Genomic DNA, 24,916 nt, shown 5'->3' with positions numbered 1-24,916 from the left:
TTTTCATGGATTTCAATTTTAATTTAGAAATTAATTCTTTCTTGTGACGTAAATATAGCCAGCTTTAGGATCTTCGTTCCGACACCCGGAGCATCAATCAATGCCACGTAAATACCGGAAGCAATAGGGACATTATCCTCATTCTGAAGATTCCATTCCGCTGTAGAGTTGAATGTCGGGTCGCCTGAACCTGACTTTGTAATCGTTTTTATCAAATCACCGTTCAGAGTGTAAATCTTGATAAAACAATTCAGCGGAAGATGCGTAAACGTCACAAACTTATCAGAACTACTCCTGTCTAAGGTTGAAAATCCATAATATGGATTTGGAACAGCTTTGATCTTTTCCATATCAGCCTTAGCTGAAGTCATATCGCCGAACGCAGGCTTCTTTGAAACAAACTCATAGTATAATGGAGCTGTGCCTGAATAAAACGGTCTTGTAGCGGTATAAGGATACATGAAGAAAAATTCGCCCGGTTGGCCGCTTCCGCCCGTGCTAACCAGCTGCGGAGACCATATAAACATAATATCAAATTGCGGCTGTTGAATAAGCAGATTCCTGTTCTTATAAGGCGTTGTAATGCTCGTATCATACCCCGTACCGAACGTATAAAGCAGCAGCTTGCCTCCGAGAGTGTCCGTTGTCGGATTCCATCCCTCTGTAAAAGGATTAACATCGGCAGACTCTACAAAACCGCAATTCACCTGACGTCTCTCATACCTGAATGAAGGTATAGTTGGGTCTTCAATAATCAAAGTATCAACATAAACCTTAAACGGAACCGGTTTAATACCCCTGAAAATATAATAATTATCATTTATTGACGAAGTATCCTGATACCAGTAAGCAAACTGACCCTGTCCCTGACCTGTCCACTCAATAGTAACCTTTCTCAGCTTGTCAGCCGTCAACAAAGACCTCAGATTATTATAAGTCCCTGACATAGGATAAGAAATCGACATAGAAACCGACTGCCATGGCCTCGATAAATCCTTTATATACTTGCTCCCGGTAAGGAACTTGTTCGAAGGATTCGACCACTCATATCCATACTGCTTGCTCTGAATACTGTCAGGAAGTAAAGTTGCCGATGGATCTTTCACCAAACCTGCATTACCCGTATAATTAGGCGCAGTACCCGCAAATCTAATCCTCTCCATATTAATATAAATACCATCAATAGTCCTTGCAGCTTCATCAGACTCCATCTTAGTATCCTTTGGTTTAAGATTGCTCCTTAAAGTATCGAACCTTGTAGCTGAAGGCAATCTCTTCATTATATTGTAAGTAGTATCAGCATTAAACTGAATCCTGTACGTAGCATCCTGAAGCAGATTTGAATTCCTGATAACAGGAATGACCGCAAGGTCGCGCATGTTTGTATTCAGCGTATCGCCGTTATTATAAACAAACACAGTACCAGCAGGCGGAGCCGTAGGAACAATCTTAACAATCTGCGTCCCCACAGAATTCCTGATTACCTTAAACCCTCGTTTAAGCTTGTCAGAAGTACTAACCGCATAAGCCACAACAGCAAACTGATACTCCTGTCCGAAAATAAAAGAAGTTTGCCCATTGTAATTCTGAGAGAATTTAGTACCTGTAAGCGTAATACTCCTTGAAATCCCCTTGTTCGGAAAACCGCTCGGAACAGTCATATTAAACGGAGGAACAATCGGGAATGGAGCCATAACTTCACTGTTATTAACAATAGTACCCGTCGAGAAAGTATCAACAACCAACCCAACATTATTCTTAACATCAAACGCATCAACTAACTTGATAACATTCGGGTCAATAGAATATGGCTTTGTAAAATCAGGAAGCTGATTAGAGAATTTATTAATTTCGTAGATTTCGTAACCTTCAAACTTATATATATTAGAATCACCGGGCATGTAGAATATCGAATCCCAGTAATTATAAGACTCAGAAGCATCGCCCCACGAAAGCGTAATATTACACAATCCATTAACCAGCGGAGTAAACGAAGCATTCACTGACGGTGGCGGCGGTGGCGGCGTAACATTAAAATTGTTATCATAAATAATCTGAGCCGTATTACTCATCCTCTTCAACAATGTAACAGAATTCTTGTTATCCGCACCTCTCTGAACCATCTTAGCAACAATAATATTCTGAGTATCGCCCGGATTAACAACAAAATCATGTGCACCCGAATTAAAGATGAATCTTCTGTCTCCCGGAGGGTTAACCGTAACAGTCGTACCGGTTATACCATTACAGTTCTGCACTGAACCTTTATACTCTGTCCAGCCGGCTCCTGACTCAGGGTCACCCGGATAACAGAATAATGTTACTGCAGGTGGTGTAACAGTCGGATCAAGGAAAGGAGACCTGTCCTTCTTCAAACCCTGAAGCATATGATAAGCCGGTACCGGCTCACCATTAGGATCTGACTCGCAAGGAGGAGGTGAACTTCCTGTATTGGTAAAGAATACAAAAGATGTTAAGCCCAAAGTATCTCCATAATTAGGAGATGCAGGATCTTTATAGATAGGACTCTTAAAATAGTCCATACCAAACGCCGGAGGAGCAGCACCATAAGTCGGCGGAGCGCCTGTACCGTCGTTATTATCCGCATTGTAGCAGAATGCAAGATTTCTTGTAACATCACATCCAATATAATCATCCTCAGCATCGCCAAGGTCAGGGTCAACAACTACACCTGTAAAAGTTGAGTCCCATCTATTCGTACCTCTGTTAATAACAAGCCAGTTTACAAACTGCAAGTCTTCAAGACCGGGAGTTGTGTAAGCCCAGGCTGTGAAATGAATTTCAGCACCGAGAATCGGAGTAGTAACACCACCACCGAAACCTTCACCGGGACTTCTGTTTGAAACATCACCATCACCCATACATTCGAAAATAGTCTGTCCCGCATTCGTCATACCGGGTATATCGACTCCATCATCATACTGATGATTTTTATTTACATCAGTATAAGGGGCACCATAGGGAACCATCTTGTACCAGTTAGCATAATCGGGATTGCTTGAAGCATTATCCCCAAGTCTAACCACGTACATTTTAAAATCATTATTGGTTTCCCAGGTACCATCTGCTTTAAAATGACCAGGAGCATACTCACCCTTGTAAGATGCCATAACCTGAGCATACTGGCCGTTAATACCGCAACCGATGGAAAGACCTGCAGTAAAACTGGCATATCTTCCTGAACCCTTAGGCCACTCAAGACCCGCAGTATTACCGGAAGTAGTATTCTGGTCCATTATTCCTGTATTCTGAAAGTATGCTGAAACATTGTTCGCATTAAGAATAATTCTCTGCAAAACAACGACATCAGGACTCATGCTGTATGGATTACCGCCGATAACAATCCTCGGCTTTGCCATACCCGCAGAAGCAGTTACCAGAATTAACAGGAGTATTATTATTTTTAATTTATTCAATTTCATAATAAACTCAAATTTTGTTTAATAAAATTTTCAAGTTGATTTTTAGAAACTAATGTTTACACCAAATCTTACCTGTCTTGGCGGACCCCAGTTGGAGAAGAACTTGATTCTTTCCGGCCATAACTGTCTGAATACCGGGTCAGTTTCATACCTTGAAGCACCTGTCGGTGTATTAAGGAATCCGTTATCATCCGGTAATCCGGTACCTTCAAAAATTGTGTTGATAATTTCTGAGTCAAGTAAATTAATTACATAAACGTAGAAATTCCAGTTTGTTTTCCAGATTGAGACTGTTTTATCAACTCTCATATCTAACCTGAAGTTCCAGTCGCGGTAAAGTTCATTCTTTGAAGAAAGAACGTAATCGCCCGAGGTACCGGTAGCAGTGTTTGATACTGTTCTTGCTGTATAAGGTCTGCCGCTGTTGAAGCTGAATAACAGGTTCAAACCGGCATTCTTTAACACTTGTCCCATAAATCCTTTTGGCACATCTTCATCTCCGCCAAATCTATAGTCAAAATTAAGACTTCCTGTATGTCTCTGGTCGTAATCGAGCGGATAAACGAACTGCGGTAATTCCTGAGTTGCGTCGTTTGCCAGCGATGTCTTTGAAAATGGGTCAGAACCCGTACCCGAAGCATAAGAAAGCGTATATGCAAGGTCAACAGAAATTCTGTTCCATCTTCTCATGGATAAATACATGTCAAAACCTCTTGAGATAGAGAAGTCATTATTCAAATAAGTAACAAAACCGACGGGTACTTTTCCGTCTGTAGTTGCCTGAATCCTGCCGGCACCTATAAGATCTGTTGCTTCCTTGTAGAAAGCCGTAACACCAAGATTTATATAATCACCAACCTGCTGTTTGAAACCGATTTCATACTGAGTTAACCTTGTTGGTTTCAGCGATGAATTTTCGATTACATCCTGCAAAGCCGTTGAAAGGAATCTCTGTAAAGTTGCCTGATTCACGTATAATAACTGAAGCTGCGGCATCTGAACCATCTTACCGTACTGAGCAACGAAAATAGTCTTATCAGTAATCGGGAATGAAAAACCGAGCCTTGGGCTTACAAAGAAATCCATCTTGCTCTGTGTAAAGTCGTCATTTGTCGCAACGAGACCGTCAGGACCCACAATATCCGTCGCAAGACTCTTGAATACTAAATCATTTACGTCAAAGAAATCAACCCTGACACCGCCGTTAAAATTAAAGTCAGCAAAACTAACCTTATCCCTAACGTAGAAACCTCCGGTTATCGGATGTTTCGGTGAAGTGCCGGCATCTGAATTGTTCTCGTCAGCCACTAAAATACCGGAAACCGGGTCAACAATATTAAACCCGTATGTCTTTAATCTCGCTAAATTAGTCCCGTAATACCTGTCAAGAACGTTCTGAACAGTTTGGTCCGCAATCGAAGCAGGATTAATAGTCAAACGTTTTAAAGTGTTGTATTTATACTCACCACCAAATTTGATTTCGTGGTCACCATATTTTTTAGTAAGTAATGCCCATGTAGCATCTCCCTTGAAACCTAAATAACTAATATCAAGCTTCTGGTAAATGTCTATGACAGTACCAATTCTGTTGTAAAGGAAAGAAGTATTCGGGTCAGAACCATACACTCTGCCGTTACCAAATCCGGGATAGTAATAATTAAGAAGCGGATTGTAGGTCGTATCGCCATATTGATTCAATCTGTCCCTATGAATCGGGTCCATTTGCTCAGAAACGGTTGAGAAGTAATTTGCCTGCAATTCAAAGAAGAATTTGCTTGAAGGATTTACCGAAATTCTGCCGAAGTATTGCTGGTCAATACCCTCAGTTACAGGATTCCTGAAATGATTTCCTATAATCTGACCGTATGTTGGACTGTACACCGTCTCACCCCAGGTTGTTACATACTTCGTGTCATCGAGTCTCTTATAAACACCCGAACCATAAGTCACTCTGCCCTTTGTTGTGTTGTAAGTAGCACCTAATCTTAAATTAATAGGAATCTTTCCGCCCTTTAATTCAGAAAGATTAATGTTTAACCTTCCGTTAAAAGAGTTTGACCCGTATTCATTGTCAGGAAGCTCGCCGTTCGGAACGATTGTCGGCACGCGGTTAATAATCCATGAACCGATAGTCATTCTCTGGAAAGTTCTTTCATAACTCAGGAAAACATTAAGAACCCTGGAAAGCTCTTTTGTTGGAATAAGCGGACCGCCAAGGTTAACGTTATAAAGATTGTATCCCTGAGATTTTGTATCTATCCAGGCACCCGTAAACTCATCTGTAATTGCCTCAACAGAACCCGTAAACTTGTCAGTACCGCTCTTTGAAGAAACGTTTATAACGCCCGAAAGTACGTTACCGTACTCAGCGCCAAAACCGCCCGTTAAGACTGTGATTTCCTGCAAAAGGTTGTTTGGAATAAACGCCCTTGAAGAACCGTCAAAAAGGTTTGTTGTTTCAACACCGTCGAGAATAATTACACTCTCATTAGTACGGCCGCCGCGGATGTTGATAGAGCCGCCTCTTTCGTCCTGAACAACACCGGCTGTCTTTGAGACGATATTAGTGATTCCGCGCGTTCCCTGATTTTTAATATTATCAGTTTCAATAATTCTTCCGCTTTGTTCGACATCAATGCCCTTTCTTGGGGCTTCAATTTCTACCACTTCCGTTTTAATTTCCCCTGTAACGGAAAGTCTGAAATCGGTTATTGTTCTGCCGTCAACGGAAACCCTTACGTTTGTTACTTTTTCTGTTTCGTAACCGATGTAAGAACATACGAGAGTGTATGCTCCGACATCAACGTTTAAGATAACGTATTCACCGTTATCATCTGCCACCGCACCCATATTCGAGCCTTCAATTTTGATGACCGCACCGACTAACGGTGAATTGTCTTTACTATCAGTAACCCGGCCCCCAATGGAACCTGTCGACTGAGAAAAGACGCTTATGGGCAGGATAAACAAAAATGCAAATAGAAAAAGGGAAATAATCCTAAAAGTTGTATTATCCCTCATTTTTCCCTCCGAATAAGATTTATTTTAAAAAATGCAGGGCTCCTGAGTAATCTTCTTACTCAAAAAGTCCTGCTGTAAATTTATTTACTAATACTTGATTTTAACATCATCTTTTTTTCACACTAGTTTCTAGATTTTAGATTCTAGATTCCAGCTTCTTACTTAATTAACATCATCTTCTTTGTTTCCGAGAAACCATTAGCTGTAAGCGTGTAGAAATAAATTCCACTTGCGAGCTTTGCACCGTCAAATGCATAGTTGTAAGTTCCGGCTGCAAGATTTTCTTTAACTAACGAAGAAATTTCTTTACCTGATAAATCATAAACTTTCAAAGTAACGAATCCGGCTTTTGCAACAGCAAACTTTATGTTTGTTGTTGGGTTGAAAGGATTCGGATAGTTCTGTGAAAGCGAGAACTTTTCAGGCATCTCAGTTGAAACAGTATTTATAGAAGTAAAAGTCACAGCTGCTCTTACAAAAGTAAAATCCTCTAAAGATGCAGGTGCACTACCATTAAACACACCGGCTACGAGCCCAGGAGTTGCAACCATATTAGCATAATAGGTTAATCCATTGTTGTCGTTCCAATTTGATAAATTTGGATATCTCCAGTCTTTACGAGGTGTATTCGGATTCAATTTTCCATGAATCGGCCAAGTCATTCCACCATCGTTTGATGCGTACAAGTAAGAATCGCAAAAGCTTGTTGAATCTGTAGCATCAATATCACCTGAAGCTGCCATAAACGAAATAAAAATTGCATTACCATCTGCGGATGTACCAATACTCGGGTGAGACATAAAAGCATCATTATATTGTAATCCTACAAACGGAAAAAATGGAACAGTGTTAGTATCAGCCACAACTTTAACACCTGTCGCCTGTGACCAGAAAAATATCTTTGATTCTAAACCGGTATTGGCAGATCCCGGAGTTTGCTGCAATATTCCTTCAAAAGTAACGACCGGAGTATTTCCTTTATATGCTATATCCAAACTTGTCCATGGACCATAATCGGCGAATATGGAATCAGTATCGTAGACATGCCAAGTTGGGGTCCATTGGTATATCATTAACGGAGCGCTGAAAGTTGCTCCATTATCCGTTGATTCCATAAACCAGACATTGGCAGAAGTATCAACTCCCATGTAAGCAAGACCTATTCTGCCATCAGTTCCTCTTGCCATTGGATGTTTTTCGGCATTATTTGTATTTGGCATATAATTCCAGTTTGTCCAAGTTCCCGGTGTTGATGAAACATCAGTACAACGTGTCATAAACGCTGAATCTCCACTGCCATTCAATGAAGAAATCAAAACGAACTTGTTGGTCTGAGTAAGATCTTTCGTAGGAATAATTCTTCCCCAGATGTATAAATTCAATCCCGGAGGAGTAAACCTCGTAAAAGAACCCGCACCCGGTGCCAAATCCTTATACGCCATACTCCTCGTGTAAGTCGTAGCAACTTCTGGGTCGGCAGTATGAGTCGTAACTAGAGCCGTCCCATCACTGAAACCATCAATCGTTGAAAAACCGCTCCTCACCGAAGGAACATCACAAATAATAGTCCAGGTCGCACCCCTATCGGACGAGAAAATATAAGAAGTCAACCTCGTACCCGTCAAGCCGCCGTCATTATACATAGTAACGGCATGAATATTATTTGGTTCTAAAGGATCCTGCCATACCTGAATAGGAGAACTATTCGAAGGATAATCCAGAACCGTTTGTCTTCCTGTAAAAACTATCTCAGTAGTAATACCCTGAGTTGACCTATCAACACGTGATTTATTAAACTTACTAATCAAATCTGATAATGAAGGTAATCCATAAAAAACAGGCTTACCGTCAACCCTTGTCGTTGAAACATTCTCGCCATACATCATTTTGTGAGGTGTTAACAAGAATTTCCACTCTGCCTTGCTGAACTGTGCGTCAGCGGTACTAATACCAATAATCGCAATCAATCCAACTAAAAGTAGTCTTTTTAGCATTTTGTATCTCCTTTAATTTAATTTAGGAAAATTAATTTGTTATAATATAGTACTATTTTAAAATCTTGTCAATATATAATTTAATAGCAATATTTTACAATTTTATAACATTAAAGCACTATTTCAAACATACTAAAAAATAAACCTCAATAAAAAATATTATTGACTTGCATAAATAAATCATTTCCTATACCTTGCTCGCCCTCAGGAGTCTTACCTGCAACATGATTCGTAAAAACTGCATTCCTCAGCGAAAATAAATCAGGATTCAAATTTGGTTCATCCTTAAACACATCCAGCGCAATAAAAATCTTTTTATTCAACCTTGCTTTTCTAATCAGATACTCCTCGTCAACAACCTCACCTCTTGAAGTATTAACAAAAATCACATTGCTCTTCATCTTGTCAAAAGCCGTACCGTCAATAAAATTCAAATTCCTTTTCTCAAGAGGAATGTGAACAGATATCACATCAGAGTTTCTCAGTAAGAAATCCAGAGAGTAATACTTCAAATCCCTGTTCCTCCTCCTCACATCCCTGTCAGTATCATTCGCAATCACCTCCATCCCGAACGCCTTAGCATACCTTGCCACGAGAAAACCAACTTTTCCCGTCCCGATAACGCCAATCCTCTTCCCCTCAAGCGTCCGCCTTTCATATCCCCAATCAGTAAAATTTCCCGTCCTCACAAGCCCGTCAGCGTAGTTAATCCTCTTAAACCCCGTTAAAATCAGCCCCAAAGTATGCTCTGCAGCAGAAACCGAATTTCCCGAATCTGAAAAAACTACACTAATCCCCCTCTTAAAAGCATAATCAATATCAATATGGTCCAGCCCCTTCGAAGCCGTACAGATAACCTCAAAATTGCATCTCGCCAAAAACACCTTATCCAAACACCTTTGAGATTTAACAAAAAGAACCTGAAAATTCTTCAAACGTGAAAAAGAAAGAATCTCATCATTCGTCATACCGTACCTCAAAGTAACATTAAACTTGGATTTTCTGAGTTTGTGTAAATGAAGAAGATTGACTTTATCAGCAATTAATACATTAATCTTCTTGGAGATTTTCATTTAGGTAGTAGTTTTAATAAATTTTGAATCACCGGGAGAAAATAAACGGATTGCAATATATTCTAAAAAAGAATAATTAGTCTTCGTTTCTTGGTCTCGGATTTTTAAGTGATTTGGAAATTAATCCTAACATCTCGTTCCTGCCCTCACCGGTAATAATAGAAAACGGAATATAATCGACGCACAACTCCTCATTATTAACAATCTTTGCACATCTGTATATCTGTTTATCCATCTTATTCTTTGATATCTTATCAGACTTAGTCAGAACAATTGCGTATGGAATCTCATAGTACTCGAGCCATGTAACCATAAGCTCGTCGAGATAAGTGGGTTCATGTCTCGAATCTATCAGAACAAAAACCATACTTACATTCTGTCTGTCGCTAACGTACTGTTCAACAAGTTTTCGCCAGCCGGCGCGAATCTGCTCTGGAACCTTTGCATAACCGTATCCGGGTAAATCAACGAGATAAAACTCTTCGTTAATTAAAAAATAATTAAGCTGCCTTGTCTTACCCGGTACCGAACCGATTTTAGCAAGACATTTTCTATTACATAACTTATTTACCATTGAAGATTTACCGACATTCGACCGTCCGACAAATACGAATTCAGGTAGTACTGACTTTGGTAATGTTCTTAAATCGTATATACTTGTAATAAATTCTGCAGTTGTAATCTTCATTTTAAAAAATGTATTTTATAATGTCCGGTTAAAAATGCCGGCTTCTTTATGTACTTGTTTATTCAAAAGTTAACAAAAAGAGATATGTAAAAATAATAAAAATGTTTAATTTTAGAAATGACAAAATTAATACTTTGACATTGATTTCAATAAAATAAAAACGGCTGCAAAAAACAGCCGCTTTAATAATATTAATAAAGGGATTTAACCTTCGCTTTTCTTTCTTGAGGCTGTGCGCATAGCAACAGTTTTCTTTTCCGTCTTCTTTATTGGCTTATCATGTGTTTCCGATTTCGTGTGCTTTTCTATTTTTTTCTTGACAGTTTTCTTATCTGCAGGTTTCTTTTCCGGTTTTTCTATTTCGGTTTCAGACTTTTCTTTCCTCGAAACAGATTTTTTAGTTGTTTTTTCAGTTCCCTTTGTAGTTGATTTTGTTTCAGTCTTAGTTTTTTCAACTACACTAAAATCCACCAATTCAATTATCGCTGTTTCACCTCCGTCACCGACGCGATATCCGCTTTTTAGCAAGCGTGTATAACCTCCCGAACGATCAAGAACCTTTGGTCCAATTTCCTTAAGAATTATTGTAATAGCTTCTCTGTCTCTCAGAAATTTTCTTATTTCTCTTGCATAATGTACGTATGCTTCAGGACTTTTTGATGCTTTCTTCGCTTTAGTAATCAAAGGCTCAATAAAAGTCTTTAATTCTTTTGCTTTTGCGAGAGTGGTTGAAATTCTCTTGTGTTTGATTAAAGAGATGCAGAGATTTGATAGCAATGCCTTCCTATGACTTGCGGTTCTTTTTAGTTTTCTTCCTTTTTTTCTATGTTCCATTCTTTACAAAAATATTTGATTACAAAATTATATCTGAACAGCTTACTTTTTCTTTTCCTCGCCAATATATTTATCAACATCCATACCAAATGCTAACCCAAAACTTTCAATAAGGTCTCCAAGCTCAGCAAGTGATTTTCTTCCGAAATTCCTGTAGTGCAACATATCTGATTCCTGTTTACCGACAAGGTCTGCTATGTTCTTGATGTTAGCAGAACGCAGGCAGTTTTGTGACCTGACTGAAAGGTCTAACTCGTCAACAGGAGTTAAGAGTATTTTTCTCGTATTCTCAAACTGTTCATCCTTTACTTCCTCTTCAATTTCTTTTACTTCTGCTTCAGGACTGAGATTCATGAATAATTGTATGTGGTCTTTAAGAATGCGTGAAGCAAGTATCAGAGCGGTTTCAGAATCCATTGCGCCTGTTGTTTCAATCTCGAGTATAAGTTTTTCGTAGTCAGTTTTCTGTGCAACACGAGTATTTTCGATTACAAAATTCACGTTCAATATCGGTGAAAACAGAGAGTCAATCGCAATAAAACCGAGAGGAAGTTCGTGTTTCTTGTTTTCCTCGGAAGGGACATATCCTATTCCGGAACCGATTCTTAATTCAATATTCATTTTGCCTTCTTTATTAAGCGTGGCAATATGAAGGTCTGGATTCAGAATTTCCAAATCAGCAGTTGCTTCCTGAATGTGTTTTGCTTTTAATTCAGCTGGTCCTGAAATGCTTATTTCAATTTTTGAAGCTTTACCGGTTAAATCCTTAAACCGAACTTCTTTAAGATTTAAAATAATTTCAGATACGTCTTCAACTACTCCTTTAATCGTAGTGAACTCATGCTGAATATCATTAACCTGCATCGCAACAATAGCTGTTCCCGGAAGTGAAGATATCAGAATCCTCCTTAAAGCATTTCCGATAGTAACACCATACCCCTTTTCCAGAGGCTGCATTATAAATCTGCCAAAAGTGTTTGTGTACGTATTTTCTTCTCTTATTACCTTTTCCGGTAAATGTAAATGATTGATTTTCATTATAATATTTATTATTTATTTTTATTTCGAGTACAACTCAACGACTAACTGCTCGTTACCTATGAATGGAACATCAGCTCTGTCGGGAATGTGCAGGAAAGTACCAGCCATATTTGCTTTATCAAGATTCAACCAGGACGGAATCATGTTATCTTTCATTCTTTTCATGGCATCATGGAATGCTGGAAGTTTTCTGCTTTTTTCACGAACCTGCAATACATCTCCTGATTTGAGCATGTATGAAGGAATATTCACTATATTTCCGTTTACAGTCAGGTGTTTATGCAGAATAAGCTGTCTTGCTGCTTTTCTAGAAGGTGCAAGCCCGATTCTGTATAATGTGTTGTCAAACCTGCTTTCAAGTATCTTAACGAGGTTTTCTCCAGTAATACCTTTTCTTCTTGCAGCTTCTGCAAAATAACCTCTGAATTGCTTTTCAAGCAATCCATACGTCTTGCGGATTTTCTGCTTTTCTCGAAGCTGAACCAGATAATCAGATGTTCTTGGTCTTTTGCTCATACCATGCTGTCCGGGAGGATAGTTTCTCTTCTCTATCGGGCATTTATCTGTAAAGCATTTTACTCCTTTTAAAAACAGTTTTGTTCGTTCTCTTCTGCAGAGTTTGCAACTTGCATCAGTATATCTAGCCATTTATAATTTTTTCTTTATGTTATAATAAATTGTTTTTTATACTCTTCTTTTCTTAGGTGGACGGCAACCGTTATGCGGTAGCGGTGTAATGTCCTTAATCGATGATATCTCCAGGCCTGCAGTATTTAAAGCTCTGACCGCTGCATCACGTCCGGAACCAACACCCTTAATAAGAACTTCAACCTTTTTTAATCCAAGGTCGAATGCTTCTTTAGCTGCAGCTTCTGCTGTCATTTGTGCTGCAAATGGAGTGTTTTTCTTCGAACCCTTGAATCCCATCTTACCGGAGGAAGCCCATGAAATTGTGTTTCCATAAGCGTCAGTTAAGGTAACTATGACATTATTAAAAGTAGCCCTGATTCTTGCAACTCCTGTCGAATCGACTTGAATCTTCTTTTTAGTCTTTTTTACAGTTTTAGCCAAATCTATTATGTATTAAATTAATTTAAAAAACCTTGTTCAATTATTTCTTGGCTGCTGCTTTCTTCTTGCCTGCAACAGTCTTCCTCTTACCTTTTCTTGTACGAGCATTTGTCCTCGTTCTTTGACCTCTAACAGGTAATCCTCTTCTGTGTCTTTTACCTCTGTAAGTACCGGTATCAATAAGCCTCTTTATGTTCATCTGTACTTCAGACTTCAGTGCACCTTCGAGCTTTATAGTGCTTATTTCATTCCTTATCTTGTTTACTTCATCATCGGTTAAGGCAGAGACTTTTGTATCTTCGCTGATACCAAGTCTACCTAAAATTTGTTTAGAAGTTGAAAGACCGATTCCAAATATGGAAGTTAACCCAATTACTGCTCTTTTATTTCTTGGTAGGTCAACACCTGCTATTCTTGCCAATTTATACTCCTGTTAATATTAAAAATTATAAAAAATTATCCCTGACGCTGTTTATGCTTAGGATTAGTACAAATAACCCTAACAACACCCTTACGTTTTATGATTTTGCACTTATCGCACATTTTTTTTACCGAACTTCTTACTTTCATATCCTTGTAATTTATTTTTATTTATATCTGTATGTAATTCTTCCCTTAGTCAGGTCGTAAGGTGAAAGCTCAACACTTACCTTATCTCCTTGCAGAATCCTTATATAATGCAGCCGCATCTTTCCTGAAATATGAGCAAGTATCTCATGCCCGTTTTCCAGCTTTACTTTAAATGTAGTATTCGGAAGAATTTCCGTAATAATACCGTCGACCTTTATTGAATCCTGTTTTACCAAGTTAATTTTATTTTGTTAATACTTCCGGTACACCGTCATTTATCAAAATCGTATGTTCATAATGAGCTGAAGGCTCTCCGTCTTGTGTCACTATTGTCCATCCGTCGCTAAGTGTCTTAACAGTATAATCTCCATAATTAACCATCGGTTCTATTGCTATTGTCATTCCGGCCTTCAATTTAATGTTACTCGCAGGACTGTAAAAATTTGGTACTGCTGGTTCTTCATGCAGACTTTTTCCTATTCCGTGTCCAACCAGATCTCGAACAACACTGTAACCCGAACCTTCAACATGCGCCTGAACAGCAACTGAAATATCGTTTATAACATTACCTGCTATAGCTTTTGAAATCCCTTTGTAAAGAGATTCTTCCGTTACTTTCATCAGCTTCTGTTTCTTCTTGCTGACCTCACCAACCGGGAATGTATAAGCTGAGTCTCCGTAATATCCGTTTTTTAAGACACCTATATCCACAGATACAATATCACCGGATTTTAATTTTCTTTGTGAAGGAATTCCATGAACAACTTCTTCGTTGACTGAAATACAAGCACTTGCGGGGAACCCCTTTCTTCTTCTTGTAGAGCCATAACCTTTAAACGCAGGAATAGAATTCTTACTTAGTATGAAAAATTCTATTTCCCTATCCAACTCTTGTGTAGTTATACCTTCCTTTATAAAAGACCTTATGTATCTTAAGGTCTCTGCAACAATCATGTTGCTTTCACGCATCAACTCAATTTCTTTTTCACTCTTAATTAAGGACATTAAAAACTTTCTATCTGCGTGATTTAAGTTTTGTCCCTTTCATAAATCCGTCATAATGCCTCATTAACAGATGAGATTCAATCTGCTGTAAAGTGTCAAGTGCAACACCAACAACGATTAGTAAACTTGTTCCTCCAAAAAACTGTGCCAGTCCTGTACTGATACCGAGCTTCATTAGGAACGTAGGTATTATGGCAATAATCGCAAGGAATATTGATCCTGGTAATGTAATTTTTGTTAATATATTATCTATAAAATCTGATGTGGGCTTGCCAGGTCTTACACCCGGAATAAAACCGCCCTGCTTTTTCATGTTATCAGCTACATCCTTTGGATTAAACGCAATAGCTGTATAAAAATATGTAAAGAATATAATTAATAACGCGTATATAAATGAATAAAACCAACTGTCGTAATTAAAGTATCCAGATATAGATTGCATAAACTCACTGTTCGGAAAGAATGACAATACTGTACTTGGAATAAACATTATTGATTGAGCAAATATCAGCGGCATTACTCCAGCCTGATTAACTTTCAGTGGTATGTACTGAGTAACTCCTCCGAAAACTTTTCTACCTACAACTCTTTTTGCATATTGTACAGGTATCTTTCTTGTAGCAATTGTTACTGATATCACACCTGCTATAATAAAAACAAATCCTGCAATATAAATAGCTTCAATAAGAATATTTCTTACACCCGAAGCGATTATCTGATATTCGTCAAATAATGAATATGGAAACCTGTCAATAATCCCGATAAAAATAATTAATGATATACCGTTTCCTATTCCTCGTTCTGTAATCTGTTCACCGAACCACATTAACAAAATTGTACCTGCAGTTAAAAATATTACAGTCGAAAAAGTGAATACAAACATTGATACTTCCGGACTTATAATATTCATCTCTCCTGCTCTTCTTGAAGCAAGCTGAACGCTTATACCCCATGCCTGAAGTGCAGCCACAGGTATTGTTCCAAGCCTTGTAAGCTGGTTGATTTTTTTCCTTCCTTCTTCACCTTCTTTTTGAAGTTTCTGGAAGTATGGAAACACTGCACCGAGTAACTGAATGATAATAGATGCACTGATGTAAGGCATTATACCAAGCGAAAATACAGCAGCTTTGCTGAATGCACCTCCGACAAACAAATCATACAAGCCAAAAAGTCCGCCAGTATTCGCGTTTTTATTAGCCTCTGCTAATACTGATGAATCTATGCCGGGAAGTGTAATATGTGCACCTATTCTGACAACTATTAATAGGGCAATAGTAAAGAAGATTCTCGTCCTGAGTTCTTCTATTTTGAATATATTCCTGAAATTTTCTACGAAACCGCTCATATGATGATGGCTTTTCCTCCGAGGTTCTCGATTTTTTCTTTTGCAGATTTGCTGAATGAATTTGCTGAGATCTCAAGTTTAGATTTTAATTCACCGTTGCCGAGAATTTTCAGCGGCTTGCGTGAGTCTTTTACAAAACCGTAGTCAAGCAGATATTTGAAGTCAAAAGCTGTTTCAGTTATCTTACCCTCATCAATAAGTTTCTGAATACCGCCAAGATTCAATACGTTGTACTCTATACGGTTAATATTTTTAAATCCGAACTTAGGAACCCTTCTCTGCAACGGCATCTGACCGCCTTCAAACCAGGCTCTGTATTTATTGCCTGAACGGGATTTTGCACCGTTTTCTCCTCTTGTGGATGTACCTCCAAAACCGGAACCCTGACCTCTACCGACTCGCTTTTTCTTTTTCCTTGAGCCTTCTGCGTATTTTAAGTTACTGAGTATGTGCATTTATTTACTTTTTATCTATTACTATAAAAAACCCTATGTCCGCTTTTCAGCGGACATAGGTATTGGATGATTTCTAAATCAATTTTTTAGAAGTGAACATTTAATAATATACTTGCAACACCTGTTCCAAATGTGCTTGTTTTAGGACCTTCACTTTTACCTGAAGGTTGTGTGTACTCAGGTGCACCATTCATCTGCATTCCTAATGTGTATTTACCGCCTAATGAAATTCCAGGCGCAAAATACCAGTCAAATCCAAAGTTTGCACCAAAACCAATCGTACTGCCGGTGTTCTTGTACTGTGCACTTGCTCCCCCGCCAGTAACATCTGTTGTTGACGAGTAGGTACCTATGTTAACGTTAAGTCCTAAGTAAGGTGATACACCGTACAATGACTTGAAGTGATAATTACCGTCAACTGAAACACCAAACATTGTGGTTGTGTTCTTTGCTGTTCCGCTTGTTAGTTTGGGCTCCCATGAACTTGTCGCAAAGCTTATACCGCCACCTAAAGAGATATTGTTGGTTACAAAGTACTGGAATCCAACACCGAACATGTTACTAACATTTGCGTTCATTGAGTCAGCATAAGTAGTGTATGAACCTGAATAAGCACCACCGAGGTTAGCACTTACGAACGGAGCATATACAAATACAAAGCTCTTTGAACCCTGATATACTTCAGGTTTTGTACCATCCCAGTTTTTGTTGATCTGTGCAAATGATGCACTTGCAACGAACAAGGACATTACGAAGATGATGAATAACTTTTTCATTTTGTTACCTTTCATTTTTGTTTTTAAATAAGTTTTTTACAGTTTTTTGTTGCTGATGTTGCCGAAAAACTTTTTATTATAATACTTCAACTTTTACTAAATGTTTCACCTTTTCTATCATTCCTCTTATCTGCGGTGTATCCTTCTTAACTGTTGAATAATTAGGTTTTCCAAGTCCCAATGCTTCTATTGTTTTCTTCTGCCTGACAGTTGTGTCTATAATGCTTTTTGTTTGGGTTATTTTTAAATTCTTTTCCATTAATAATTAAAATTGATTTAGATTGAAAAAAGTTCTGCTAAACCGATTCCCCGCTTATCCGCAACCATTTTTGCATCCTTCAAATTCTTCAATGCATTCACGGTCGCTTTTACAACATTATGCGGATTTGATGAACCTAACAATTTAGTCAAAACATCCTGGACACCAACTGACTCGAGTACTGCTCTTACACCACCGCCGGCGATTAATCCTGTTCCCGGTGAAGCTGGCTTTAATAAGACCTTTGCTGCACCATACTTTCCTATAATCTCATAAGGTAACGTACCTTTTCTAAGTGGAACCGAAACGATACTTTTACGAGCGTCTTCTACGCTTTTTCTTATTGCATCCGTCACTTCATTTGCTTTGCCAAGCCCGATGCCTACATGACCTTTGCCATCTCCGACTACACTAACTGCACTAAAACTAAATCTTCTTCCACCCTTTACAACTTTGGCTACTCTGCCTATGTAGACTAATTTCTCTTTTAACTCAAGCTCACTCGCTTTTATGTATTTTTTCGCCATTAAATTTATTTATTTTCTCTTTTCGTTAACTACTTTATTATTAAGACTGAAACAGTGCTTATATAAAGTTTTTATTTAAAAGAACTTGTCAATAATTGTAAAAACAAACAATAAAGTCAAGTCATTTTTAAAATCGTTCTCAGAGGAGGATTCGAACCTCCACTAACGGCTCCAAAGGCCGCTGTCCTGCCATTAGACGATCCGAGATTCGCTCAAATCAACTAACAGGTTTGATTTAAAACTTCAAACCACCTTCTCTGGCACCATCAGCCAGTGATTTTACTCTTCCGTGATACAAATAACCGTTTCTATCAAAAACAACTGTTTCAATATTCATATTTTTTGCTTTTTCAGCAATTGCTTTACCAATTTCTTTTGATTTTGCAATTTTACCTTTAACACTTTTTATTTTCTCGGCTGTTAGTTTCTCAGTTGATGAAGCAGCTGTTAGAGTTTTTCCATTAACATCATCAACTAATGTAGCATATATATGAGAAAGACTTCTATAGACAACAAGACGCGGTCTTTCAGGTGTACCGTTAATCTTTTTTCTAATCCTGTATTTTATCTTTTGTCTGTTAGTTAGATATTTCGTATTCACTGTTATTTATAATTTAAACTTTTATAATTTACTTTGCTGCTGTTTTACCGGCTTTTCTTCTTATCTTTTCTGTATCATACTTAACACCTTTACCCTTATAAGGTTCAGGCTCTCTGAATGAACGTATCTTTGAAGCAATAGCCCCTACAAGCTGTTTATCAATTCCGCTTATCATTATATTCGTTGGATTAGGAACTTCAATATTAATTTCTTCAGGTGCCATAAAAATTATTGAATGCGAATAACCAAGTGCCAAAACGAGATTCTTCCCCTTTAATTCTGCTTTATAACCTACGCCTACTAATTCTAGTTTTTTCGAATAACCGTCTGTAACACCGACAATCATGTTCATCATAAGTGCTCTGTACAAACCATGCAAAGCTTTATTCTTCTTAAGGTCATTATCGCGGGTGAATGTTAGCTCTGAACCCTCAAGTTTCGCTTTTACATCACCTGTCATTGTCATATTCAATGTGCCTTTTGGTCCTGTAACATTTATAACATTGTCTTTTATATCAAGTTTTACATTCCCCGGAATTGTTATCGGCTTTTTACCTATTCTACTCATATTCTGATTTTACGATTAAATTTTATTGATTACCAGATTTCACAAATTACTTCCCCGCCAATTTTCTGAGCTCTTGCCTGCTTGTCGGTCATCAAACCCTTGGAGGTCGAAATTACTGCAATGCCTAATCCGTTGCGGACTCTTGGAATACTTTCCGAATCAGTATAATTTCTTATACCCGGCTTGCTAACTCTTTTTAGTCCTTCAATAACACTGATACCGTCATTGTATTTCAGTTTTATTGATATATATTTTTTAATTCCATCGCCTTCTACGACTGAATAGTCACTAATAAAGTGTGCACTCTTCATTATTTCAGCGATACCTTTTTTCATGTTTGAAGCCGGAATATCGACTGATTTCTTTCCGGCACTTATTGCGTTTCTAACCCTTGTTAAAAAATCCGCTATTGGATCTGTCATTGACATTCTAAATAATCTCCGTTTTAATTTTTTACCAGCTTGATTTAACTACTCCGGGTATTTTACCCTGAAGCGCTAATTCTCTGAAAACAAGTCGTGATACTCCAAACTTTCTGTAATAACTTCTTGCCCTACCTGTCATCATGCATCTGTTGTGAAGGCGCGTTGCACTGCTGTCTCTCGGCAGTTTTGCAAGCCCTGCGTAATCACCTTTTGCTTTTAGCTCTTTCCTTTTTTCTGCATACTGAGCAACTATTCTTTCTCTTCTTTGTTGCCTCGCTATATGTGATTTTTTTGCCATTTATATGAATCTAATATTCTGAATTATTATTTTGTGAATGGTATTCCAAAACCCTTTAAAAGATCGTAAGCTTCTTCATCAGTTTTTGCTGTTGTAACGAATGTTATGTCCATACCTGTTATTCTCGTTATTCCATCAACATTAATTTCCGGAAATATAATTTGTTCTTTCACACCCATAGAATAATTTCCTCTCCCGTCAAAACTCTTGTCAGGTAAACCTCTAAAATCGCGTACTCGCGGTATTGATACATTTATAAACCTGTCAAGGAATTCATACATCCTGTCGTTTCTTAAAGTTACTCTCACACCAATGTTCATCCCTTCTCTTAGCTTGAAGTTAGACACCGATTTCTTAGCCTTAACTACTGTCGGTTTCTGACCTGTAATAGCTTCAAAATCTTTTACTGTTGCATCTATTAACTTCGGATCAACAACTGCCTGACCCACACCACTGTTCAACACAATCTTTGTAAGCTTTGGCGCTTGCATAACATTTTTATATCCGTGTTTCTTAATCAGCTCGGGTACTATCTTTGTTCTGTAAAATTCAAGTAATCTTACAGGTACTTTTTCTTCCTTAAAGTTTGTATCTTTTGCGTCTTTTCCTTTTTTGCCTTTTGCCTGTTTTGCGGCAACTTCAGAATCTTTTTTTCTATCTTCTTTGCTTTTTGCCATTTTCTGATTAACTAATTATAATTTCACCTGATTTTTTGCTCAACCTCATCCTTTTTTCTTTGCCGGTTGTCGGATCTTTTACAATCTCCGTACCTATTCTTGTCTGCTTGCTTGTCTTCGGACATACAAGCGCAACGTTGGTTATGTTGATCGGAGCTTCTCTTTTTATAATTGCCGGCTGAGGATTTTTTTGAGTTGCTTTCTGGTGCTTATGAACTATGTTAACACCTTCAACTATAACTCTGCCTTTTTGCTTGTCAATAAAAAGTATCTTTCCGGTTGAACCTTTTGAGTTTCCACTTAATACTTTTACTGTATCGCTTTTCTTGAGTCTTGTTTTTATCATTTTATAATCTCTGTTAATATCTATATTATATTAAATTACTTCCGGAGCTAATGAAATAATCTTCATAAACTGTTTTTCGCGAAGTTCTCTGCCGACAGGTCCGAAAATACGCGTTCCTCTCGGTTCGTTATTTGCATTTAATAGTACTGCTGCATTTTCATCAAACTTTATACAGCTGCCGTCTTTTCTTTGTACTTCCTTCGCTGTCCTTACTATTACGGCTCTTGAAACTTCACCTTTTTTGACCGTTCCGCCTGGGATAGCAGACTTTACCGATACGACTATTATATCACCGAGACTTGCATATCTTCTGTCCGAACCGCCTAGTACCCTTATACATCTGACAGATTTTGCACCTGAGTTATCTGCAACCGTAAGATTTGTTTCTTCCTGTATCATATTAAATAATTAAAATTGTCTTTACTTTATTAAAAAACTATTTGGCTTTTTCAACTATTTCAACAAGCCTCCAGCGTTTATTCTTACTCAGTGGTCTTGTCTCCATTATTTTTACCGTATCACCTATTCCGCATTCATTCTTTTCGTCATGAGCCATAAACTTTGTTGTCTTCTTAAAAAACTTCTTGTACAAAGGATGTTTGACCCTTTTCTCTATCGCAACTACCACCGACTTATCCATTTTGCTGCTTACCACAACACCGATTCTTGATTTTCTAGAAGTAGTTCTTTTCTTAACTTCTGTTTGCTCCATTTTTTTATCTTCGCTCATTCAGATATTATGTTATTTCTTTGAATTTGATTTTTCTGCTATTTCTCTTTGTCTAAGGACAGTAAGAATCTTTGCAATATCTTTCTTTGTATTCCTCATTGCCTTATAATTTTCAAGCTGTCCCGATGCATGCTGGAATCTGAAGTTCTCTAAAGCTTCGTATGAATCCTTCAGACTATGCTTCAGATCTTCGCTTGTCATGTCCTTTATTTGGTAAAACTTCATTTTTCTTCTTATTAATTAAACTAATCTTTTTACAAACTTTGTTTTTATTGGAAGTTTATGAGATGCTAACCTGAATGCTTCTTCAGCAACAGTCGCCGTTACTCCGTCAACTTCAAACATAATCTTGCCCGGTTGAATTACAGCCACCCAATATTCAGGTGCTCCTTTACCCTTTCCCATACGGGTTTCAGCAGGTTTCTTAGTTACTGGTTTATCAGGAAATATCCTTATCCAGACCTTACCGTCTCTTTTCATAAATCTTGTCAGAGCAATTCTCGCTGCCTCTATCTGTCTGTCCGTAATCCATGCAGCTTCCATAGCTTTCATACCATAAGAACCAAAAGCTACCAGATTTCCTCTGCCTGCTTTTCCTCTTCGGTTTCCTTTCTGGGTTTTTCTGAATTTAACCCTTTTGGGCATTAACATAATCTATATACTCCGTATAATTAACTTTTATTTTGAATGTTTTTCTCCTCTGCAAATCCATACTTTCACGCCTATTGCACCGTAAATTGTATGAGACGTCACAGAAGCATAATCAATATCCGCTCTTAATGTCTGTAGCGGTATTCTTCCTTCTTTATACTGCTCTGACCTTGCGATTTCTGCACCGCCAAGCCTTCCTCCGCACATTACCTTGATACCCTCGGCACCCATTCTCATAGTCGACGTTATTGCTGCCTTCATTGCTCTTCTGAAAGAAACTCTATTTGCAATCTGTGAAGCAATGTTTTCAGCGACTAAGTGTGCATTCAACTCCGGCTTCTTGATTTCCTCAACGTTTATCTTCACCTCTTTATTCGTAATCTTCTTGATTTCCTCTTCCAACTGTGTGATTTCCTTACCGCTCTTCCCGATAACGAAACCTGGCCTAGAAGTACTGATGGTAAGAGTGATTTTCTTGAGAGTCCTTTCAATGTAAACCTTTGCTACTCCTGCTTTCTCAAGTCTTTTCTTAAGATAATTTCTTATCTTCGAATCCTCTTTTAGTTTTTGAGCAAAACTCTTCTCATCATACCAATTAGAGTCCCAGGTATTTATGACCCCTAATCTAAAACCAACCGGATGTGTCTTTTGTCCCAAAAAATCTCCTTAAATTATTTAAATTTTTAAATCTTTTCTTCTATATTTTCAACCACTAATGTCAAATGGGCTGAACGCTTTCTTATTCTGTATGCTCTTCCCTGAGGTGCGGGCAGCATTCTTTTCATTACAGGTCCCCCGTTTACGAAGGCTTCCTTTATTATAACTTCTTTCTTATCTAATCTTCCTGTGTCCAGCTTACCTACAAGATTTGAATATGCAGATAATAATGTAAGCTCTACAACTTTCGCCGGATGCTTCTTCGAAAACTTCAGGGTATTAAGTCCGTCTTCAACATTCATATTCCTTATAAGATCAACAAGAAGTCTCATCTTTCTTGGTGACGTAGGTATATATCTTTTTACTGCTCTTGCTTCCATTACTTAGCACCTCCAGCCTTTTCTTCTTTTCTTTGACCCGAGTGGGCTCTAAAAGTTCTCGTATGCGAAAACTCTCCAAGCTTATGTCCTACCATGTTCTCCGAAATGAAAACAGGAATGAACTTATTACCGTTATGTACTGCAAAAGTATGGCCTATAAAGTCTGGCGTTATTGTACAGGCTCTTGCCCAGGTCTTTATAACCTGTTTCTTATTGCTTTCGTTGAGTTTTTCAACTTTGGCTAAAAGTTTAAAATCTATAAAAGGACCTTTCTTATAGGATCTCGTCATTTCTTATTCCTTTTTTTAACAATGTATTTGTTGGAAACACTTTTCTTCTTTCTTGTTTTATAACCTTTTGCTGGTAATCCCCAGGGGCTTACAGGATGACCACCACCTGATGTTTTACCCTCACCACCGCCCATTGGATGGTCAATCGGATTCATCGCAACACCTCTTACGTGAGGCCTTCTGCCCATCCATCTTGACCTGCCGGCTTTACCAATACTTATATTCTCATGGTCAATATTGCTTACTACACCAATTGTTGCCTTGCATTCGTTCTTAATCATCCTGACTTCACCCGATGGTAGCTTTACCTGACAGTATTTTTCATCTTTCGCAACAATCTGACCAGATGTACCTGCGCTTCTCGCAATCTGTGCACCTTTACCCGGTTTAAGTTCTATATTATGAATAAAAGTACCCACAGGTATCGAATATACCTGCATGGTGTTGCCGGTTTTCATTTCAGCTTCGTTAGAAGATTGAATTACCTCTCCTACTTTTATTCCGTCCGGAGCTACTACATAAGCCTTTGTTCCGTCGCCGTATTGTATTAATGCTATGCGTGCCGTTCTGTTAGGATCGTATTCGATTGCAATTACTTTTGCCTCTTCAGAGTTTGATCTTTTAAAATCTATAATCCTATATCTTCTCTTGTGTCCGCCGCCTCTGAATCTTGAAGTCACTCTTCCGTGGTTATTTCTGCCTCCGGATTTCTTAATCGGTGCCAACAATGATTTTTCCGGTGTTGACTTTGTAATCTCCTCAAATGAAGATATCGAGTAGTATCTCGTCGCCGGTGTTACTGGTTTTAACTTTCTTAATGCCATTTATATAATCAAGTGTTTTCTAATTTTCAAATTGTTGCATAAAACAACCTAAACTTCAAATTTACTGGTTTAACGAATTTTAGACAAACTTTAAATTAATAATTTAAATAAAATAAGTCAATGCAAGAACAGCGGGAATTTTCCACTGCTTGTGAGGATATAAGTTTGATATTTTAGTATTTCTAGAGAACAATCAAAATAATAAATATACTATTAAAATACAAATACTAAATCAATCTTTTTCCTGTTGTTTTTTCTTGATGCAATTACTTGACTCCTTAAAGTTACCTGACTAAAGTTATCCTTGAATAACCTGCTGTTTTGTATGTGCATTATGAATTACATCAAAATAGTCCTTTATTCTTTG

Annotated in this window: 32 protein-coding genes and 1 tRNA gene; all 33 read right to left on the bottom strand. The window is 37.9% G+C overall.

Features of this window, described 5'->3' with window-relative positions:
* Positions 1-23 precede the first annotated feature (23 nt).
* The 33 genes from WC644_12110 to rplB all read right to left on the bottom strand — a co-directional run bounded on the left by WC644_12110 (position 24) and on the right by rplB (position 24,549).
* Entirely contained in the window at positions 24-3,443 is a 3,420-nt protein-coding gene (locus tag WC644_12110; GenBank protein MFA5012679.1) for a hypothetical protein, read from the bottom strand.
* A 42-nt stretch (positions 3,444-3,485) separates the two neighbouring features.
* Positions 3,486-6,464 carry a TonB-dependent receptor gene (locus tag WC644_12105; protein MFA5012678.1) on the bottom strand — a complete coding sequence of 993 codons (2,979 nt, stop codon included), beginning with the start codon at positions 6,462-6,464 and terminating at the stop codon, positions 3,486-3,488.
* A 158-nt stretch (positions 6,465-6,622) separates the two neighbouring features.
* A complete protein-coding gene (locus tag WC644_12100) occupies positions 6,623-8,458 on the bottom strand; it encodes a T9SS type A sorting domain-containing protein (protein MFA5012677.1) in 1,836 nt (611 codons plus the stop codon).
* 146 nt (positions 8,459-8,604) lie between these two features.
* Positions 8,605-9,531: an NAD(P)-dependent oxidoreductase gene (locus WC644_12095; protein MFA5012676.1), complete on the bottom strand. Its 927-nt coding sequence runs from the start codon at positions 9,529-9,531 to the stop codon at positions 8,605-8,607.
* A gap of 76 nt (positions 9,532-9,607) precedes the next feature.
* On the bottom strand, positions 9,608-10,219 hold the full coding sequence (gene yihA / locus WC644_12090; protein MFA5012675.1) for a ribosome biogenesis GTP-binding protein YihA/YsxC: 612 nt from the start codon (positions 10,217-10,219) through the stop codon (positions 9,608-9,610).
* A 204-nt stretch (positions 10,220-10,423) separates the two neighbouring features.
* Positions 10,424-11,053 carry a 50S ribosomal protein L17 gene (gene rplQ, locus WC644_12085; GenBank protein ID MFA5012674.1) on the bottom strand — a complete coding sequence of 210 codons (630 nt, stop codon included), beginning with the start codon at positions 11,051-11,053 and terminating at the stop codon, positions 10,424-10,426.
* Between the two features lie 42 nt (positions 11,054-11,095).
* Entirely contained in the window at positions 11,096-12,091 is a 996-nt protein-coding gene (locus WC644_12080) for a DNA-directed RNA polymerase subunit alpha (protein MFA5012673.1), read from the bottom strand.
* A 21-nt stretch (positions 12,092-12,112) separates the two neighbouring features.
* Complete coding sequence (gene rpsD, locus WC644_12075) at positions 12,113-12,742, bottom strand: 30S ribosomal protein S4 (GenBank protein ID MFA5012672.1); 630 nt, start codon at positions 12,740-12,742, stop codon at positions 12,113-12,115.
* A gap of 36 nt (positions 12,743-12,778) precedes the next feature.
* The gene (gene rpsK, locus WC644_12070; GenBank protein MFA5012671.1) at positions 12,779-13,165 is read right to left on the bottom strand and encodes a 30S ribosomal protein S11; all 387 of its coding nucleotides are present in this window, start codon (positions 13,163-13,165) and stop codon (positions 12,779-12,781) included.
* A 40-nt stretch (positions 13,166-13,205) separates the two neighbouring features.
* On the bottom strand, positions 13,206-13,586 hold the full coding sequence (gene rpsM / locus WC644_12065; protein MFA5012670.1) for a 30S ribosomal protein S13: 381 nt from the start codon (positions 13,584-13,586) through the stop codon (positions 13,206-13,208).
* 35 nt (positions 13,587-13,621) lie between these two features.
* Positions 13,622-13,735: a 50S ribosomal protein L36 gene (rpmJ, locus tag WC644_12060; GenBank protein MFA5012669.1), complete on the bottom strand. Its 114-nt coding sequence runs from the start codon at positions 13,733-13,735 to the stop codon at positions 13,622-13,624.
* Positions 13,736-13,752: 17 nt separating this feature from the next.
* Positions 13,753-13,971 carry a translation initiation factor IF-1 gene (gene infA / locus WC644_12055; protein MFA5012668.1) on the bottom strand — a complete coding sequence of 73 codons (219 nt, stop codon included), beginning with the start codon at positions 13,969-13,971 and terminating at the stop codon, positions 13,753-13,755.
* Between the two features lie 7 nt (positions 13,972-13,978).
* Positions 13,979-14,740 carry a type I methionyl aminopeptidase gene (gene map, locus WC644_12050; GenBank protein MFA5012667.1) on the bottom strand — a complete coding sequence of 254 codons (762 nt, stop codon included), beginning with the start codon at positions 14,738-14,740 and terminating at the stop codon, positions 13,979-13,981.
* A 10-nt stretch (positions 14,741-14,750) separates the two neighbouring features.
* The gene (gene secY, locus WC644_12045; protein MFA5012666.1) at positions 14,751-16,085 is read right to left on the bottom strand and encodes a preprotein translocase subunit SecY; all 1,335 of its coding nucleotides are present in this window, start codon (positions 16,083-16,085) and stop codon (positions 14,751-14,753) included.
* On the bottom strand, positions 16,082-16,540 hold the full coding sequence (gene rplO, locus WC644_12040) for a 50S ribosomal protein L15 (protein MFA5012665.1): 459 nt from the start codon (positions 16,538-16,540) through the stop codon (positions 16,082-16,084). Before rplO ends, secY begins: the two co-directional genes overlap by 4 nt.
* A gap of 86 nt (positions 16,541-16,626) precedes the next feature.
* Positions 16,627-17,316, bottom strand: a complete 690-nt coding sequence (locus tag WC644_12035; protein ID MFA5012664.1) for an outer membrane beta-barrel protein — start codon at positions 17,314-17,316, stop codon at positions 16,627-16,629.
* Between the two features lie 76 nt (positions 17,317-17,392).
* A complete protein-coding gene (gene rpmD, locus WC644_12030) occupies positions 17,393-17,575 on the bottom strand; it encodes a 50S ribosomal protein L30 (GenBank protein MFA5012663.1) in 183 nt (60 codons plus the stop codon).
* A 17-nt stretch (positions 17,576-17,592) separates the two neighbouring features.
* Complete coding sequence (gene rpsE, locus WC644_12025) at positions 17,593-18,102, bottom strand: 30S ribosomal protein S5 (GenBank protein ID MFA5012662.1); 510 nt, start codon at positions 18,100-18,102, stop codon at positions 17,593-17,595.
* Positions 18,103-18,238: 136 nt separating this feature from the next.
* A tRNA-Gln gene (locus WC644_12020) sits at positions 18,239-18,309 on the bottom strand.
* A gap of 28 nt (positions 18,310-18,337) precedes the next feature.
* Positions 18,338-18,703, bottom strand: a complete 366-nt coding sequence (gene rplR, locus WC644_12015; protein ID MFA5012661.1) for a 50S ribosomal protein L18 — start codon at positions 18,701-18,703, stop codon at positions 18,338-18,340.
* Positions 18,704-18,731: 28 nt separating this feature from the next.
* Positions 18,732-19,271: a 50S ribosomal protein L6 gene (gene rplF, locus WC644_12010; GenBank protein ID MFA5012660.1), complete on the bottom strand. Its 540-nt coding sequence runs from the start codon at positions 19,269-19,271 to the stop codon at positions 18,732-18,734.
* Between the two features lie 29 nt (positions 19,272-19,300).
* Entirely contained in the window at positions 19,301-19,699 is a 399-nt protein-coding gene (gene rpsH / locus WC644_12005) for a 30S ribosomal protein S8 (protein MFA5012659.1), read from the bottom strand.
* Between the two features lie 25 nt (positions 19,700-19,724).
* Entirely contained in the window at positions 19,725-19,994 is a 270-nt protein-coding gene (rpsN, locus tag WC644_12000) for a 30S ribosomal protein S14 (GenBank protein MFA5012658.1), read from the bottom strand.
* A gap of 26 nt (positions 19,995-20,020) precedes the next feature.
* Positions 20,021-20,671 (bottom strand): 50S ribosomal protein L5, encoded by a 651-nt coding sequence (rplE, locus tag WC644_11995; protein MFA5012657.1) that lies wholly within the window; start codon positions 20,669-20,671, stop codon positions 20,021-20,023.
* Positions 20,672-20,678: 7 nt separating this feature from the next.
* Positions 20,679-21,017 (bottom strand): 50S ribosomal protein L24, encoded by a 339-nt coding sequence (gene rplX, locus WC644_11990; GenBank protein MFA5012656.1) that lies wholly within the window; start codon positions 21,015-21,017, stop codon positions 20,679-20,681.
* Positions 21,018-21,047: 30 nt separating this feature from the next.
* Positions 21,048-21,416 (bottom strand): 50S ribosomal protein L14, encoded by a 369-nt coding sequence (gene rplN, locus WC644_11985; GenBank protein MFA5012655.1) that lies wholly within the window; start codon positions 21,414-21,416, stop codon positions 21,048-21,050.
* 37 nt (positions 21,417-21,453) lie between these two features.
* A complete protein-coding gene (gene rpsQ, locus WC644_11980) occupies positions 21,454-21,747 on the bottom strand; it encodes a 30S ribosomal protein S17 (protein MFA5012654.1) in 294 nt (97 codons plus the stop codon).
* A 12-nt stretch (positions 21,748-21,759) separates the two neighbouring features.
* Entirely contained in the window at positions 21,760-21,972 is a 213-nt protein-coding gene (rpmC, locus tag WC644_11975; protein ID MFA5012653.1) for a 50S ribosomal protein L29, read from the bottom strand.
* Positions 21,973-21,987: 15 nt separating this feature from the next.
* Positions 21,988-22,398 (bottom strand): 50S ribosomal protein L16, encoded by a 411-nt coding sequence (gene rplP / locus WC644_11970; protein MFA5012652.1) that lies wholly within the window; start codon positions 22,396-22,398, stop codon positions 21,988-21,990.
* A 27-nt stretch (positions 22,399-22,425) separates the two neighbouring features.
* Entirely contained in the window at positions 22,426-23,055 is a 630-nt protein-coding gene (gene rpsC, locus WC644_11965; GenBank protein ID MFA5012651.1) for a 30S ribosomal protein S3, read from the bottom strand.
* A gap of 26 nt (positions 23,056-23,081) precedes the next feature.
* A complete protein-coding gene (rplV, locus tag WC644_11960) occupies positions 23,082-23,435 on the bottom strand; it encodes a 50S ribosomal protein L22 (protein MFA5012650.1) in 354 nt (117 codons plus the stop codon).
* Complete coding sequence (gene rpsS / locus WC644_11955; GenBank protein MFA5012649.1) at positions 23,435-23,725, bottom strand: 30S ribosomal protein S19; 291 nt, start codon at positions 23,723-23,725, stop codon at positions 23,435-23,437. The genes rplV and rpsS overlap by 1 nt, the downstream gene beginning before the upstream one ends.
* Positions 23,722-24,549, bottom strand: a complete 828-nt coding sequence (gene rplB, locus WC644_11950) for a 50S ribosomal protein L2 (protein ID MFA5012648.1) — start codon at positions 24,547-24,549, stop codon at positions 23,722-23,724. The genes rpsS and rplB overlap by 4 nt, the downstream gene beginning before the upstream one ends.
* Between the last annotated feature and the right edge of the window lie 367 nt (positions 24,550-24,916).

The organism is Ignavibacteria bacterium, assembly GCA_041649015.1.
Lineage (GTDB): Bacteria > Bacteroidota > Ignavibacteria > Tepidaquicellales > Tepidaquicellaceae > CAIKZJ01.
The sequence above is the reverse complement of the archived record's forward strand: the minus strand, read 5'-3'. Positions and strand labels throughout refer to the sequence as shown.

Excerpts from the sequence above, each read along its gene's own strand:
- rpsH (MFA5012659.1), bottom strand. The coding sequence starts at position 19,699 with ATGTCAATGACAGATCCAATAGCGGATTTTTTAACAAGGGTTAGAAAC.
- rpsS (MFA5012649.1), bottom strand. The coding sequence starts at position 23,725 with ATGACGAGATCCTATAAGAAAGGTCCTTTTATAGATTTTAAACTTTTA.
- rpsE (MFA5012662.1), bottom strand. The coding sequence starts at position 18,102 with ATGGCGAAAAAATACATAAAAGCGAGTGAGCTTGAGTTAAAAGAGAAA.
- secY (MFA5012666.1), bottom strand. The coding sequence starts at position 16,085 with ATGAGCGGTTTCGTAGAAAATTTCAGGAATATATTCAAAATAGAAGAA.
- WC644_12035 (MFA5012664.1), bottom strand. The coding sequence starts at position 17,316 with ATGAAAAAGTTATTCATCATCTTCGTAATGTCCTTGTTCGTTGCAAGT.
- rplO (MFA5012665.1), bottom strand. The coding sequence starts at position 16,540 with ATGCACATACTCAGTAACTTAAAATACGCAGAAGGCTCAAGGAAAAAG.
- map (MFA5012667.1), bottom strand. The coding sequence starts at position 14,740 with ATGTCCTTAATTAAGAGTGAAAAAGAAATTGAGTTGATGCGTGAAAGC.
- WC644_12095 (MFA5012676.1), bottom strand. The coding sequence starts at position 9,531 with ATGAAAATCTCCAAGAAGATTAATGTATTAATTGCTGATAAAGTCAAT.
- WC644_12080 (MFA5012673.1), bottom strand. The coding sequence starts at position 12,091 with ATGAAAATCAATCATTTACATTTACCGGAAAAGGTAATAAGAGAAGAA.
- WC644_12110 (MFA5012679.1), bottom strand. The coding sequence starts at position 3,443 with ATGAAATTGAATAAATTAAAAATAATAATACTCCTGTTAATTCTGGTA.
- rpmD (MFA5012663.1), bottom strand. The coding sequence starts at position 17,575 with ATGGAAAAGAATTTAAAAATAACCCAAACAAAAAGCATTATAGACACA.
- rpmC (MFA5012653.1), bottom strand. The coding sequence starts at position 21,972 with ATGAAGTTTTACCAAATAAAGGACATGACAAGCGAAGATCTGAAGCAT.
- rplQ (MFA5012674.1), bottom strand. The coding sequence starts at position 11,053 with ATGGAACATAGAAAAAAAGGAAGAAAACTAAAAAGAACCGCAAGTCAT.
- rpmJ (MFA5012669.1), bottom strand. The coding sequence starts at position 13,735 with ATGAAAGTAAGAAGTTCGGTAAAAAAAATGTGCGATAAGTGCAAAATC.
- WC644_12105 (MFA5012678.1), bottom strand. The coding sequence starts at position 6,464 with ATGAGGGATAATACAACTTTTAGGATTATTTCCCTTTTTCTATTTGCA.
- rplX (MFA5012656.1), bottom strand. The coding sequence starts at position 21,017 with ATGATAAAAACAAGACTCAAGAAAAGCGATACAGTAAAAGTATTAAGT.
- rplN (MFA5012655.1), bottom strand. The coding sequence starts at position 21,416 with ATGATACAGGAAGAAACAAATCTTACGGTTGCAGATAACTCAGGTGCA.
- rplB (MFA5012648.1), bottom strand. The coding sequence starts at position 24,549 with ATGGCATTAAGAAAGTTAAAACCAGTAACACCGGCGACGAGATACTAC.
- rpsN (MFA5012658.1), bottom strand. The coding sequence starts at position 19,994 with ATGGCAAAAAAATCACATATAGCGAGGCAACAAAGAAGAGAAAGAATA.
- rplE (MFA5012657.1), bottom strand. The coding sequence starts at position 20,671 with ATGGCAAAAAGCAAAGAAGATAGAAAAAAAGATTCTGAAGTTGCCGCA.
- yihA (MFA5012675.1), bottom strand. The coding sequence starts at position 10,219 with ATGAAGATTACAACTGCAGAATTTATTACAAGTATATACGATTTAAGA.
- WC644_12100 (MFA5012677.1), bottom strand. The coding sequence starts at position 8,458 with ATGCTAAAAAGACTACTTTTAGTTGGATTGATTGCGATTATTGGTATT.
- rpsQ (MFA5012654.1), bottom strand. The coding sequence starts at position 21,747 with ATGAGCGAAGATAAAAAAATGGAGCAAACAGAAGTTAAGAAAAGAACT.
- rplV (MFA5012650.1), bottom strand. The coding sequence starts at position 23,435 with ATGGAAGCAAGAGCAGTAAAAAGATATATACCTACGTCACCAAGAAAG.
- rpsD (MFA5012672.1), bottom strand. The coding sequence starts at position 12,742 with ATGGCTAGATATACTGATGCAAGTTGCAAACTCTGCAGAAGAGAACGA.
- rplF (MFA5012660.1), bottom strand. The coding sequence starts at position 19,271 with ATGAGTAGAATAGGTAAAAAGCCGATAACAATTCCGGGGAATGTAAAA.
- rplP (MFA5012652.1), bottom strand. The coding sequence starts at position 22,398 with ATGTTAATGCCCAAAAGGGTTAAATTCAGAAAAACCCAGAAAGGAAAC.